This is a genomic window from Aliiroseovarius sediminilitoris, from assembly GCF_900109955.1.
GTDB lineage: Bacteria > Pseudomonadota > Alphaproteobacteria > Rhodobacterales > Rhodobacteraceae > Aliiroseovarius > Aliiroseovarius sediminilitoris.
On the sequence record NZ_FOJB01000001.1, the window covers coordinates 435,230 to 449,098 of the forward strand.

A 13,869-nucleotide genomic window follows, 5' to 3' on the forward strand; every position below is an offset into this window, starting at 1 on the left:
AGATTAGGTCCATATTGGATATTAAATTACGCAAAATCAGCATTTCGCTAACAATTGATTCTTGGAAAGTCAACAACACTGACATAAAACTAGGACCTGTAACATGAATTGTGATGAGGCCGACAATGGCGGATATGCAGACACCGGGTGGGCAGACGCTTCTGTTCTTGACGGATGAGCAATTGCGCAAAGGCATCGAGGCGATGTTCTTCGCCTATCGCGGGTTCACCGCAGACCCGGACCGCATTCTTGATGAATATCGACTGGGGCGAGCCCACCACCGGGCGCTTCACTTCATCAGCCGGGCGCCGGGCACCACCGTGAACAACCTGTTGTCCATTCTGGGTGTGACCAAGCAATCGCTTAATCGAGTGCTGCGCACCTTGATTGATGACGGGCTGGTCGAAAGCCGTGTGGGCACGCGCGACAAACGCGAACGCCATCTGTTCCTGACCGAAAGCGGCGCTGCGCTAGAGCAGGATTTGTCCACCGCCCAACGCGAACGAATGCGGCAGGCCTATCGCGAGGCCGGGCCAGAGGCGGTTCAGGGCTTTCGCACGGTGCTGGAGGCAATGATGGACCCAGAATTATGGCATCACTTTAACCGGGCCAGGGATAGCGTCGATGAGTGACATGACCGAAGCGCATCTGTTGATCGTTGACGACGACGAACGCATTCGCAGGCTATTGCAGAAATATCTGATCCGACAGGGGTTCTGGGTAAGCGCGGCAAGGGATGCAACCCACGCACGCCGGTTGCTGGAAGGCCTGGATTTCGATCTGATCGTAATGGATGTGATGATGCCAGGCGAAGATGGGATTGGCCTGACCCGGTCGCTGCGCGAGACGTTGACGACGCCCATCCTGCTTCTGACAGCCAAAGGCGATACCGAGGATCGGATCAAGGGGTTGGAAGCCGGTGCGGATGACTATCTGGCGAAACCCTTTGAGCCGAAAGAACTGCTGCTGCGCATCAACGCGATCCTGCGCCGAATGCCGGTCGTTGCAGATGAGGTCATGCCAAAGGTGCTTAACCTCGGTGACAAGCATTATGACACCGAGCGCGGTGAGCTTTGGTTCGGCGAAGAGCTGGTGCGGCTGACAGCAACCGAAGCGCAATTGATGCGGATTTTTTCAGCGACGCCCGGTGATGCAGTCAGTCGGACATCACTGGTCGAACAGTTGGGCCGTGATCAGGGGCAAGCGCAGGAACGTGCCGTAGACGTGCAGATCACGCGGTTGCGGCGCAAGCTGGAAACCGATCCCAAACAGCCACGCTATCTGCAAACAGTGCGCGGCGCGGGCTATATGCTTGCGCCTGATTGATCGTTGCAACGGTGCGCATCGTCTTGTTGATCGGTTCGGATTGTCCTAGCGTCGCGCCATGACAACTCTGCTTTACACGCACCCGGTTTGCCACGAACACGTAACACCGCCGGGACATCCCGAACAGGTCGCGCGGCTTGAGGCCATCGAAGCTGCGCTGTCCGCGCCCGATTTCGCCGCGCTTGACCGTCGCACTGCCCCGATGGGCACCTTGGATCACGTGCGCCTTGGGCATTCGCGCCGGTATTTCGAGAAACTCGATGACGCCGCACCGGTCGAAGGCTGGGCGCAACTGGATGGCGACACCTTCATGGCGCCCGGATCGTTGGAGGCCGCGTTTCGGGCGGTTGGCGCGAATGTGGCGGCAATAGACACTGTTTTGGCAGGCGAGGCACAGAATGCCTTTGTCGCCTGTCGACCGCCCGGCCACCATGCCGAAAAGGCGACCCCGATGGGGTTTTGCCTGTTCTCGACCGTGGCCATTGCGGCGCGCTATGCGGCGGAACATCATGGGCTTGACCGGATCGCCGTGTTGGATTTCGACGTGCACCACGGAAACGGCACGCAGGACGTGTTGTGGCATGAAAGCCGGGTACGCTTTGTGTCGTCGCACCAGATGCCACTTTACCCGGGATCGGGCGGGCTGCACCAAAAGGGCGCGTTCGGGCAGATTGTCAACATCCCCCTGGAAGAGGCGACCGGCGGCGAGGTGATGCAAGAGGCGTGGGAAGGTGTGTTTTCCGATGTGTTAGAGCCTTACAAGCCGCAACTGGTGTTGGTCTCGGCAGGGTTCGACGCCCATCGCCGCGACCCGTTGGCCGGGCTTCAGTGGGAAACCGAGGACTTCGTATGGATGGCGCATAGGATCTGTGATCTGGCAGATAAATGCTGCGATGGTCGGGTGGTATCGTCGCTTGAGGGCGGCTATGATCTTCAAGCCCTTGGCGACAGTGTCGGGGCTTACGTAAACGTTATGATGGAGCGAGGCGCATGAGCGACAAACCCGTAGGCGAGATGAGTTTTGAGGAAGCGATGCGCGCGCTGGAAGCCGTGGTGGGTCAATTGGAGCGTGGCGACGTGGCGCTTGAGGATTCGATCAAGCTCTATGAGCGCGGCGCCGAGTTAAAGGCGCGGTGCGAGAAGAAGCTCAAGGAAGCCGAAGAAAAGGTCGCAGCCATCACGCTGGATCCCAATGGGACGCCGGTTGGCACAACCCCGGTCGAAGGGCTGTAGATGTTCCAGGCACGGCTGACGGAAACAAGCGGGCTGGCGCGGGCTTGTCTGCATGGCGCGATTCGTGATGACGGCGCGCTGGCGGATGCGATGCGGTATGCAACAGCAGGCGGCAAGGGGATGCGCGGATTTCTGGTGATGGAAAGCGCGCGGCTGCACGGAGTGAACGATACAAGGTCCGTCTGGCCCGCCGCCGCGATCGAGGCCGTTCATGCCTATTCGCTCGTCCATGACGATTTGCCCTGCATGGATGACGACGATTTGCGACGCGGTCTGCCCACTGTTCACAAGAAATGGGACGAGGCGACGGCGGTTCTGGTGGGTGACGCGTTGCAAACCCTGGCTTTCGAGTTGCTGACCCATGACGCCGTTGGCGCGGCGCGTGTTTCATTGATTTCGACCCTTGCGCAAGCGGCGGGGCAGTCAGGCATGGTGCGCGGGCAGGCGCTGGACATTGCGGCGGAAACGGCACCCATGCCGTTGGGTTTGGACGAGATTATCACGTTGCAAGCCGGAAAGACCGGCGCGCTGATCCAGTGGTCTGCCGAAGCCGGGGCAATCCTGGCAAGCGCTGATCCCAAGCCTATGCGCGACTATGCCACCGCGTTGGGCCTGGCGTTCCAGATTGCAGATGACATTCTGGATGTTGAAGGAGATGCGCGGACAGTGGGTAAGGCGGTTGGCAAGGATGCAGGCGCGGGCAAGGCGACATTCGTATCTCTGCTTGGCCCTCAGGCGGCAAAAACCCGCGCAGCCGAGCTTGTGGATCAGGCCTGTGATGCCCTTGCCCCGTTCGGCGCGGATGCCGAAACCTTGCGGGACGCCGCCCGTTTCGTTATCCAGCGCGACAGATAGGCAGCGGGGCGCAGATGGCCGATATACCCAAGACACCCATTCTTGATCGCGTAACGGTTCCGGCCGATATGAAATCCTTGTCTGATCCAGAACTGTATGCGTTGGCGAAAGAGGTGCGGGCCGAGACGATTTCTGCCGTATCGGAAACCGGCGGTCATCTGGGTGCGGGGCTGGGTGTGGTTGAGCTGACCGTGGCGCTGCACGCTGTCTTTGACACACCACGCGACCGGATTATCTGGGACGTGGGCCACCAATGTTATCCGCACAAGATTTTGACCGGTCGCCGCGACCGCATTCGCACCTTGCGCTGCGAAGGTGGGTTGTCGGGCTTCACCAAACGCTCGGAAAGCGCGTTCGACCCGTTCGGGGCGGGACACAGTTCCACCTCGATCTCGGCGGCGCTGGGCTTTTCCGTCGCGCGCGATCTGGGTGGCGCGCCGGAGCATGGCATCGGGGATGCGGTGGCCGTGATTGGCGACGGGGCCATGTCTGCGGGGATGGCGTTCGAGGCGATGAACAATGCAGGCCATCTGGATCGCCGCCTGTTCGTGATCCTGAACGACAACGAAATGTCGATTGCGCCCCCCGTAGGCGCGATGTCCAGCTATCTGAGCCGCCTTTATGCCGGCGAACCGTTTCAAGAACTGAAAGCCGCTGCCAAGGGTGCGGTCAGCCTGTTGCCTGAACCGTTTCAGGAAGGCGCGCGCCGGGCAAAAGAGATGGTCAAATCCATGACCGTTGGCGGCACATTGTTCGAGGAACTGGGTTTTTCCTATGTCGGGCCGATCGACGGGCATGACATGGAAAGCCTTTTGTCGATCCTGCGCACCGTGCATGATCGCGCCACTGGACCGATGTTGATCCATGTGATCACCAAAAAGGGAAAGGGTTATGCACCCGCTGAGGCGGCGCGCGATCGCGGTCACGCCACCGCTAAGTTTGACGTTGCTAGTGGAAAACAACACAAGGCTCCGTCAAACGCACCCAGTTACACTTCGGTGTTTGGTAAGACGCTGGTCGATCTGGCAGGCAAGGACGACAAGGTCTGTGCGGTGACAGCGGCGATGCCGGATGGCACCGGGTTGAACCTGATGGCAGAACGCTATCCGTCGCGGTGCTTTGACGTCGGCATTGCCGAACAGCATGGCGTGACGTTCTCGGCGGCGCTGGCCGCTGGCGGGATGAAACCTTTCTGCGCGATGTATTCGACCTTCCTGCAGCGCGGATATGATCAGGTTGTGCATGACGTGGCGGTGCAACGCCTGCCTGTGCGCTTTGCCATAGACCGCGCTGGTTTGGTTGGGGCCGATGGCGCGACTCATGCAGGCGCATTCGATATCGGATACATGTCTAACCTGCCCGGAATGGTCGTCATGGCCGCTGCGGATGAAGCTGAGTTGATGCATATGGTCACCACTGCCCATTCCATCAATGACGGCCCCTGCGCCTTTCGTTACCCGCGCGGCGAAGGGGTCGGGGTTGAACTGCCGGAGCAGGGCGAGGTGTTGGAAATCGGTAAGGGCCGGATGATCCGCGAAGGCTCGCGCGTGGCAATTCTGTCTTTCGGCACACGCCTGTCCGAGGTCGAAAAAGCCGCCGAAGCCCTGACTGCCCGGGGCATCAGTCCGACAATCGCGGATGCCCGTTTTGCCAAACCACTGGATCGCGAATTGATCCTGAAGCTCGCCGCCGACCACGAGGCGCTGATCACCATTGAAGAGGGTGCAATCGGCGGCTTTGGCAGCCATGTCGCGCAACTGCTGGCCGAGGAAGGCGTGTTCGACACGGGTTTGAAGTTCCGGTCGATGGTTCTGCCCGACACGTTCATCGACCACGCGTCACCTGCGCGGATGTATGAAGAGGCGAAGCTGTCCGCCAAGGACATCGAGGCCAAGGTGCTGGATGTGTTGGGCATCGCACAGATCGGTGAAAAGCGGGCCTAACCTTCGGCTTTCAGCAGCGCCGCCAACCCGTCCCGATAGGTCGGATAGAGCAGTTTCACGCTCAGTTCACCCTTGATGCGATCGTTTCGCACCCGCTTGCTTTCGGCATAGAAGCTGCGCGCCATCGGCGTCATTTCGGCAGTTTCAAAATCCTCGGCAGGCGGGTGGGGCACGCCCAGCAAGTCGGCGGCGTGGGCCAGAACGTCCTCTGGCGGCGCGGCAAGGTCATCGCAGACGTTGTATATGCGCCCCGGATTAGGGGCGGCGATGGATGCCGCCAGAACCTGCGCGATGTCATCGACATGGATGCGCGAAAACACCTGATTTTTCTTGATGATCCGCCGCGCTGTGCCGCGCCGCACCTTGGCAAAGGGCCCGCGACCGGGGCCATAGATGCCAGCCAGCCGGAAGATATGCAGGGGCAAACCGGTCTCGACGGCGAGCTCTTGCCACGCCGCTTCGGCCTCGACCCGCTGGTGGCCGCGTTTGGTGGATGGTGCAAGGGGCGTTTCTTCGTCCACCCATCCCCCCTGATGGTCGCCATAAACGCCGGTGGTGGACAGATACCCGACCCATTGAAGCTGCGGAGCAATTTGGGCGATTTCGTCTCTAACCTGCCGCAAAACGGGATCTCCATCGGTATCTGGTCCGGCTGAAATCAGCAGATGCGTGGCGCGCGACAGGGGGACAGATATATCGGTGTCGGGCCATTGGATCACACCGTCGCCTGCCTCGCGTGAGGTGCCAATGATGATAAACTCGTCCCGCAACAGGCGTGCCAGCGCGCGGGCCGAGTATCCGAACCCGAAGATAAAAAGTGTCTTTTCCATGCGCGCAGTATCGTCGTGGCGGCGGGATTGAAAAGTGCAAAAGTCAAAGCGTTTTTGGGGGTTGCGCTAACATCGGAATTTAGAACAATGGGTCAATGGAAAATCCAAGTCTCAAACCATGGTCTGACTGCGCCCGCCACCTCGTTGCCGTGGCAGCGGGGCGTGAATCCGCCGATCTGGTGATCCGGGGTGGGCGGGTCGTGAATGTTCACACGCGCGAGGTTCTGGACGGTTGGCAGGTCGCCATTGCGGATGGGCGCTTTGCCTATGTTGGCCCGGATGCGGGGCATTGCATCGGCGAGCAGACCGAAGTGATCGACGCCGATGGTCAATATCTGATCCCCGGCCTGTGTGATGCGCATATGCATATCGAAAGCGGCATGTTGACGCCCGCCGAATTTGCGCGTGCCGTGATCCCGCATGGGACGACCACCATGTTCACCGATCCGCATGAAATCGCGAATGTGATGGGGCTTGAGGGCGTCAAGTTGATGCATGACGAAGCGCTGATGCAGCCCATCAACATTTTCACCCAGATGCCCTCATGCGCGCCATCTGCGCCTGGATTAGAGACAACTGGTTACGAGATCACTCCCGACGATGTGGCCGAGGCGATGGAATGGCCCGGCATCATCGGGCTGGGAGAGATGATGAATTTCCCCGGCGTGGTGAATGGCGACGCAAAGATGCTGGCAGAGATTGCAGCGACGCAGAACGCAGGCAAGACCGTGGGCGGGCATTACGCCAGCCCCGATCTTGGCCCGGCCTTCCATGCGTATGCCGCCGGCGGGCCGGCTGATGATCACGAAGGCACCTGCGAGGCCGATGCGATTGCGCGTGTGCGGCAGGGGATGCGGTCAATGATGCGGCTGGGGTCGGCGTGGTATGACGTGGAAACACAGATTACGGCGATCACGGAAAAGGGCTTGGACCCGCGCAACTTCATCCTCTGCACCGATGATTGCCACTCGGGCACTTTGGTCAATGATGGCCATATGAACCGCGTGGTGCGACACGCGATTTCCTGTGGCTGTGATCCGCTGATCGCGTTGCAGATGGCGACGATCAACACGGCCACCCATTTCGGGTTAGAGCGTGAATTAGGCTCTATTGCACCCGGACGACGGGCTGATGTGATCCTGACCGATGATCTGACCACCCTGCCGATCAACCGGGTGATCGCGCGCGGCGTGATGGTGGCCGAGAGCGGAGAAGTCACGGTTGATTGCCCCCATCTGGACTGGCCGCAATACGCCCGCAAGACCGTGCATCTGGGCCGCGTGCTTGAAGCTGTGGATTTCGAGATTGCCGCCCCGGAGGGCGCGAATTCTGTCCGTGCCAAGGTGATTGGAGTTGTCGAGAATCAGGCGCCGACCAAGGCGTTGACCCGCGATCTTGGTGTGGTCGACGGTTTGGTGGAAACAGACGAAGCGCAGGATGTATGCCAGATCGCGCTGGTCGAACGACACCGCGCAACAGGTGAGGTTGTGAACGGGCTGGTGTCGGGTTTTGGCTACACGGGGCGGATGGCGATCGCCTCGACCGTGGCGCATGACAGCCACCACATGATTGTGGTCGGAACCAGTCGCGAGGATATGGCGCTGGCCGCGAACCGTCTGGGCGAGGTGGGTGGCGGCATCACCGTCTTCAAGGATGGCGAGGAACTGGCGTTGGTAGAGCTTCCCGTGGCAGGTCTGATGTCGGACGCCCCTGCGCGCGACGTTGCGGCGAAAGCCGATGCGATGGTCGCGGCGATGGCCGCTTGCGGTTGCTCGCTGAACAATGCCTATATGCAGCATTCGTTGCTGGCGCTTGTTGTCATACCTGAGTTACGTATTTCCGATCTGGGTCTGGTGGACGTTACCCGGTTTGAATTGACCAATTTGATTGAGGATCATTGATGCTTTCGAATGGAACCTCCATCCCCGTGATTACGCCCCCAGACGGGGCGCTTGAGACTTTCATGGATGCCAAAGCTGCTGTTCAGCGTTTGAAAGAGCTATATGCAGAAGCCTGCGCCTTCCTGTGTGAGACCTTTGAGCAATCGGTATCGGGCGATCAGCCTGACACGCGCTATCGCGCCTTCTATCCTCAGATCAGCTTGACGACGACCAGCCATGCGCAGATCGATACACGGCTGAGCTTTGGGCATGTCCCGGCACCGGGCACTTACAGCACGTCGATCACCCGGCCCGACCTGTTTGAAAGTTACCTGACCCAGCAGGTGTCGCTGCTTTTGGAGCATCACGGCGTGCCGGTTCAGGTGGGGTGGTCCAACACGCCCATTCCAGTGCATTTCGCCGTGGCAAATGATCCCAACATCTCGGTGCCGCAGGAAGGTGCGATGCGGTTTCCGCTGCGCGATGTGTTCGATGTGCCGGACCTGTCCAGCACCAATGATGACATCGTGAACGGCGTCGCCCAAATGAGTGAAGACGGTGCGTCGCCACTGGCACCCTTTACCGCCCAACGTGTGGATTATTCGCTGGCCCGGCTGTCGCACTATACTGCGACAAAGCCCGAGGATTTCCAGAACTACGTTCTGTTTACGAACTACCAATTCTATGTTGAGGAGTTTGAGGCCTATGCCCGCCAGATGCTGGCTGACCCTTCCGGCGGATACACGTCCTTCGTTGGGCCGGGTTATCAGAAGATCACTGCACCCGATCAGGAACTGGCCACTCCGGAAAAGCTGCCCCAGATGCCGTCATATCACCTGAAGCGGGCTGATGGGTCGGGTATTACTCTGGTGAATATCGGTGTCGGGCCGTCCAATGCGAAAACCGCAACCGATCACATCGCCGTTCTGCGCCCCCATGCGTGGTTGATGGTTGGCCATTGCGCCGGTCTGCGCAACAGCCAGCGTCTGGGTGATTTCGTCCTGGCCCACGCCTATCTGCGCGAGGACAAGGTTCTGGACGATGATCTGCCCATCTGGGTGCCGATCCCGCCGCTGGCGGAAATCCAGATCGCGTTGGAGCAGTCCGTGGCCAAAGTGACCGAGCTGGAAGGGTACGAGCTGAAACGCATCATGCGGACCGGCACCGTGGCGTCCTTGGACAATCGCAACTGGGAATTGCGTGACCAGTCCGGGCCGGTGCAACGGCTGAGCCAGTCCCGTGCCATTGCGCTGGACATGGAAAGTGCGACCATCGCCGCCAACGGTTTTCGGTTTCGCGTTCCCTATGGCACGCTGCTGTGTGTTTCTGACAAACCACTGCATGGCGAGTTGAAATTGCCGGGTATGGCGTCTGATTTCTATAAGTCCCAGGTGGCGCGTCACCTGCTGATTGGTATCCAAGCGATGGAGACTTTACGCGACATGCCGATCGAGCGAATCCACAGCCGGAAGCTCAGAAGTTTCGAAGAGACAGCTTTCCTTTAGGGAAAGAAGTGCGATTTCGGGTAAAAAACCGCTATTTATTGGGGAAATCTGCACAACAAATCGTTGTGTCCCCCCTCTACATACAGTTAAATGCGCCCAATGAAGCCCAATCAATGGGTAAATGTGAGGAGTGTATTATATGTCGAAACCTATGACGAAGACCCAACTGGTCGCTGCCTTGGCCGAAGAAATGGGCTCGGACAAGAAATCGGCGTCGAGCGCGCTGGACGGTATCATCAACATCATCACCAAGGAAGTTTCTGGTGGTGGCGCTGTGACCCTGCCGGGCGTTGGCAAGATTTACTGCCGCGAACGTCCCGCCCGCATGGTGCGCAACCCCGCCACTGGCGAGCAGATCCACAAGGATGCTGACAAGGTCGTTAAAATGACCATCGCGAAGGCTCTGAAAGACAGCGTGAACGGCTGATCTTGGTGCCTTCGGGGCTTGTCCCCGGACACGAATTCGGAAAGGGTCGCCCAAGTGGCGGCCCTTTTCTTTTGCCGGAGGTGATATGGATCTGCGCGCGATCTTTATGGGGCTTGCCTTTGCCCTGATGTGGAGCTCTGCTTTCACATCTGCCCGCATCATTGTGGCGGACGCCCCGCCGCTGTTCTCATTGGCATTGCGGTTTCTGATCTCCGGGCTGCTAGGCGTGGTCATCGCACGCGCCCTTGGGCAAAACTGGAGGCTGACACATAATCAATGGCGGGCCGTGATCATCTTTGGCGTCTGCCAGAATGCGCTATATCTGGGCCTTAACTTTGTTGCCATGCAGTGGATCGAAGCTGGGTTGGCGTCAATCATCGCATCGACCATGCCCCTGATGGTGGCCTTGGCGGGGTGGATCCTGATGGGTGACAGGATGCGCCCGCTGGCGATGGTCGGACTGTTGGCCGGGATCATTGGTGTCGCCCTGATCATGGGGTCGCGTTTGTCTGGCGGCGTTGACGTGACCGGCGTGGTGCTTTGCTTTATCGCCGCGGCTGCCCTGACCGCCGCCACCTTGGCGGTGCGCACTGCGTCTTCCGGTGGCAATCTGATGATGATCGTCGGATTGCAAATGTTCGTGGGGTCCGCAGTGTTGGCCATTGCGGCGCTTTTCTTCGAAGACCCCAGCTTCGAACCCAGCCTGCGTCTTGGTCTTGCGTTCACCTATACTGTCCTTGTGCCCGGTGTGCTGGCCACTTGGGTCTGGTTCGCGCTGGTGGGTCGGATTGGAGCGGTGAAAGCGGCAACCTTCCATTTCCTCAACCCGTTCTTTGGCGTCGCAATTGCCTGGCTCTTGCTGGGTGAAGCGCTGACCGCCGCCGATTTCTTCGGTGTTGCCATCATCACTTTCGGTATCCTTGCGGTGCAGCTTTCGAAACAAAATCCCGCACAGGCGTGAAGACGATGGGGTCATCGTTTGATGACACGGATCCCGATTGATCACGTTGTTTTGTCGGTTTTGTCCATCGCGCTGGCAATCACGCCTTGGCCAGACGGTTTGACCTCTGGTTCAGCTTTTGGGCTATGCCATCGGACGGAGCGAAGGCAACGCAACCTTCGCGCCGGGCGTCTTTAACATCATTCCGGTATTCAGATACGGGGCGCGGGCGACCGTTCTGCGCAGACCAACGCTGGTGCGCCGCCTCGGCTTGCACGCACGCAGCACAGCCATGTGTGATCAGTGCTCTGAAGCCGGAAACCCCGCTTATCAAACGACCAATTGCTTATCGAGGTGGATAGGGCCCAGTTCAGAAATTCAGCCGTGGCGATTTTTTTGTTTCGCGCCGATCGACATTCATTGTTCGGAAAGATGATCAGGAACGAGATCGAATCGTTACGAGCACCGCGATGAACGACATGAAGGCACCGATGGACACTGAACCGCTTGCGGTCAACGATCTGGGTTTCTTCTGGCAGAAAATATCCCCGCCGGAGGCCTCGGATCTGCCGGGCGAAGCCCGGCATCCCTATCCAATCTTGCCACGCGGACCGTCCCCCATCTGTGCGCGATGCAGCATGACATGATCAAGCATGACGCAGGCGGCCATGGCTTCACCCACGGGCACTGCGCGGATGCCGACGCAGGGGTCATGGCGACCCTTTGTGACAACCTCGACGGGCTGCCCTGTTTTGGTGATCGACTGGCGTGGCGTCAGGATCGAGCTGGTGGGCTTCACCGCGAAGCGCACCACGATGTCCTGACCGCTGGAAATGCCGCCCAGAATGCCACCGGCGTGGTTCGAACTGAACAGAGGACCATCGTCACCCATCGAAATCTCATCCGCGTTCTCGGTGCCCCGCAGCCCTGCTGCCGCCATACCCTCACCGATCTCGACGCCTTTTACAGCGTTGATCGACATCATCGCGGCGGTCAGATCAGTGTCCAGTTTGGCATAAATCGGTGCGCCCAATCCGGCCGGTGCGCCGCGCACCACGACTTCAATCGCCGCACCGACACTGTCATGTTCCCTGGTGCGCAGGTGGTGCAGGTAGTCCTCCCATTCCTGCACTGCGGCATTGTCCGGCAGCCAGAACGGGTTTTGGTCAATCGCATCCCAATCGAACTTCGTGCGATCCAGATGCAGCGCGCCCATCTGGGTCATGTAACCTTTGATCTGAAGCCCCGGCAACAGCGCCTTCAGCGCCTCGCGCGCTACGCCTCCGGCGGCCACGCGAGCTGCTGTTTCGCGCGCAGACGAACGCCCACCACCGCGCGGATCGCGAATGCCGTATTTCTGCCAATAGGTGATATCGGCATGACCGGGGCGGAACGTGGTCTCGATCTCGCCATAATCCTTCGAGCGCTGGTCGGTGTTTTCGATCATCAGCTGGATGGGCGTGCCGGTGGTCTTGCCATCATACACCCCCGACAGAATACGCACCTGATCAGGTTCGTTGCGTTGGGTTGTGTGTTTGTTTTGGCCCGGACGTCGTTTGTCGAGCCAGACTTGAAGCATTTCGGCGTCCAGCGGAATATTTGGCGGGCAGCCGTCCACTGTGGCACCCAAGGCAGGGCCGTGGCTTTCGCCCCAGGTTGTGACGCGGAAGATGTGACCAAAGCTGTTCATCGACATGGGGGCGCTCCTTCGTTGTCAGGGTGATAACGAAGCCCTTGGCGAAAGGGAAGCATGTCGAGCTTAGCTTTTCGGTCTGCGGTGTTTTGGTTTTGGTCCGGGTCCGGTGTCATAGCGCGGGTTGGGATCGCGCAGCAACGGGTTGCGAGCCGAAACCGAAGGGCGGCTTTCGCGCCACACGATAAAGACCCCCGACGCAATGATGACCGATGCGCCCACACCTACCCATGCGTCAGGTAATTCCCCGAAGAACAGGACGCCGAACAGGGTGGCCCACAGGATTTGACTATACTGACTTGGGGCAACCACTGCGGCCGGGGCAATCCGATAGGCGGCGATGATCATCATCTGCGCCAGGACAGACAGAACGCCAACCCCAGCCACCATGCCCAACTCGACCACCTCCATCGGTTGATAGACGAACGGCAGCACGACGGCCATGAACAGGATCGAAGACAGCATCGGATACAGGATCATCACCGCTGTCCGCTCTTCCCCACCGATCTTGCGCATGATGACCGAGCCAAGGCTGGAACAGAATGCAGCGATCAGCGCGCAGATATGCCCCCATGAGATCTGTATGACGCCGGGCCTGAGCACGATCAGAACGCCGACCAGCCCGACAACGACAGCCGCCCAGCGCTGGGCCCGCACGGTTTCGCCCAGCAACATGGCCGACATCGCTGTGATCAGCAGAGGCGTTGCAAACAGAAGGGCATAGACCTCGGCCAGTGGCAGAACGGTGAAGGCATAGAATGCGGTCGACATTGCAATAAGAGTTGTCACCGAGCGCAGAAGAATAAGCCACGGGTGGTTCGGACGGAAATTGTCGACCTGTCGGTCGGCCAGCATCATGACCGACATCGGCACGAAGGCAAACAGCATCGCAAAGAAGATGATCTGGAACACCGAGAAGTTGACGCCGAGCGCCTTGATGATCGCATCGTGAGTGGCAAAGACGGCGAAGGCGGCAAAAGCAAAGCCCAGCCCTTTCACGGGCGATTGAGTGGCGTCCGACATGTTCGGCTCCGGTTTGGCGGGTGTTAGCGTTCACATTGCCGATCATCGCCACGAGGTCAAGGGGGCTTGCCAAGCGACATCAAACCGGTCAGGAATGGCGACACCTCGGGGGGCCGGACTGAACCGGCTGAGATGCAAATCATGCGGACCCGTTGAACCTGAACCGGCTAGAACCGGCGGAGGGAAGGTAATTTGGACACCCCAAATGCCACTC

The 13,869-nt window shown here is 59.4% G+C and carries 13 protein-coding genes and 1 riboswitch; of the genes, 10 read left to right on the forward strand and 3 right to left on the reverse strand.

The annotated features are described in order from the left end of the window. Window positions 1–125: 125 nt before the first annotated feature. The 6 genes from BMY55_RS02115 to dxs are packed head-to-tail and all read left to right on the forward strand — an operon-like array spanning window position 126 to window position 5,357. Window positions 126–632, forward strand: a complete 507-nt coding sequence (locus BMY55_RS02115; RefSeq protein WP_091427882.1) for a MarR family winged helix-turn-helix transcriptional regulator — start codon at window positions 126–128, stop codon at window positions 630–632. Next, on the forward strand, window positions 625–1,326 hold the full coding sequence (locus tag BMY55_RS02120; protein WP_091427884.1) for a response regulator: 702 nt from the start codon (window positions 625–627) through the stop codon (window positions 1,324–1,326). The genes BMY55_RS02115 and BMY55_RS02120 overlap by 8 nt, the downstream gene beginning before the upstream one ends. A gap of 58 nt (window positions 1,327–1,384) precedes the next feature. Further along, window positions 1,385–2,320 carry a histone deacetylase family protein gene (locus BMY55_RS02125; protein ID WP_091427886.1) on the forward strand — a complete coding sequence of 312 codons (936 nt, stop codon included), beginning with the start codon at window positions 1,385–1,387 and terminating at the stop codon, window positions 2,318–2,320. Beyond that, window positions 2,317–2,559: an exodeoxyribonuclease VII small subunit gene (locus BMY55_RS02130; protein ID WP_091427888.1), complete on the forward strand. Its 243-nt coding sequence runs from the start codon at window positions 2,317–2,319 to the stop codon at window positions 2,557–2,559. The genes BMY55_RS02125 and BMY55_RS02130 overlap by 4 nt, the downstream gene beginning before the upstream one ends. Next, window positions 2,560–3,414 (forward strand): polyprenyl synthetase family protein, encoded by an 855-nt coding sequence (locus BMY55_RS02135; RefSeq protein WP_091427891.1) that lies wholly within the window; start codon window positions 2,560–2,562, stop codon window positions 3,412–3,414. Between the two features lie 14 nt (window positions 3,415–3,428). Then, the gene (gene dxs, locus BMY55_RS02140) at window positions 3,429–5,357 is read left to right on the forward strand and encodes a 1-deoxy-D-xylulose-5-phosphate synthase (RefSeq protein WP_091427894.1); all 1,929 of its coding nucleotides are present in this window, start codon (window positions 3,429–3,431) and stop codon (window positions 5,355–5,357) included. Here dxs and BMY55_RS02145 read toward each other — a convergent pair. Next, a complete protein-coding gene (locus BMY55_RS02145) occupies window positions 5,354–6,187 on the reverse strand; it encodes an SDR family oxidoreductase (protein ID WP_091427896.1) in 834 nt (277 codons plus the stop codon). The genes dxs and BMY55_RS02145 overlap by 4 nt on opposite strands. A 95-nt stretch (window positions 6,188–6,282) precedes the next feature. Here BMY55_RS02145 and ade point away from each other — a divergent pair, with 95 nt between their 5' ends. From ade to BMY55_RS02165, 4 genes are all read left to right on the forward strand, one after another. Then, a complete protein-coding gene (gene ade / locus BMY55_RS02150) occupies window positions 6,283–8,088 on the forward strand; it encodes an adenine deaminase (RefSeq protein ID WP_091427898.1) in 1,806 nt (601 codons plus the stop codon). Next, window positions 8,088–9,572, forward strand: coding sequence for an AMP nucleosidase (locus tag BMY55_RS02155; protein WP_091427900.1), 1,485 nt, complete (start codon window positions 8,088–8,090; stop codon window positions 9,570–9,572). Before ade ends, BMY55_RS02155 begins: the two co-directional genes overlap by 1 nt. Before the next feature lie 139 nt (window positions 9,573–9,711). Next, window positions 9,712–9,999: an HU family DNA-binding protein gene (locus BMY55_RS02160; RefSeq protein WP_091427903.1), complete on the forward strand. Its 288-nt coding sequence runs from the start codon at window positions 9,712–9,714 to the stop codon at window positions 9,997–9,999. An 85-nt stretch (window positions 10,000–10,084) separates the two neighbouring features. Continuing rightward, complete coding sequence (locus BMY55_RS02165; RefSeq protein WP_091427905.1) at window positions 10,085–10,960, forward strand: DMT family transporter; 876 nt, start codon at window positions 10,085–10,087, stop codon at window positions 10,958–10,960. A gap of 568 nt (window positions 10,961–11,528) precedes the next feature. On the opposite strand, the gene aroC is transcribed toward BMY55_RS02165, so the two are convergent. Both aroC and BMY55_RS02180 read right to left on the reverse strand, forming a co-directional pair. After that, complete coding sequence (gene aroC / locus BMY55_RS02175) at window positions 11,529–12,635, reverse strand: chorismate synthase (protein ID WP_091427909.1); 1,107 nt, start codon at window positions 12,633–12,635, stop codon at window positions 11,529–11,531. 63 nt (window positions 12,636–12,698) lie between these two features. Continuing rightward, window positions 12,699–13,655 carry a DMT family transporter gene (locus BMY55_RS02180; RefSeq protein ID WP_091427912.1) on the reverse strand — a complete coding sequence of 319 codons (957 nt, stop codon included), beginning with the start codon at window positions 13,653–13,655 and terminating at the stop codon, window positions 12,699–12,701. Between the two features lie 96 nt (window positions 13,656–13,751). Beyond that, window positions 13,752–13,857, forward strand: a riboswitch (TPP riboswitch). Window positions 13,858–13,869 lie beyond the last annotated feature (12 nt).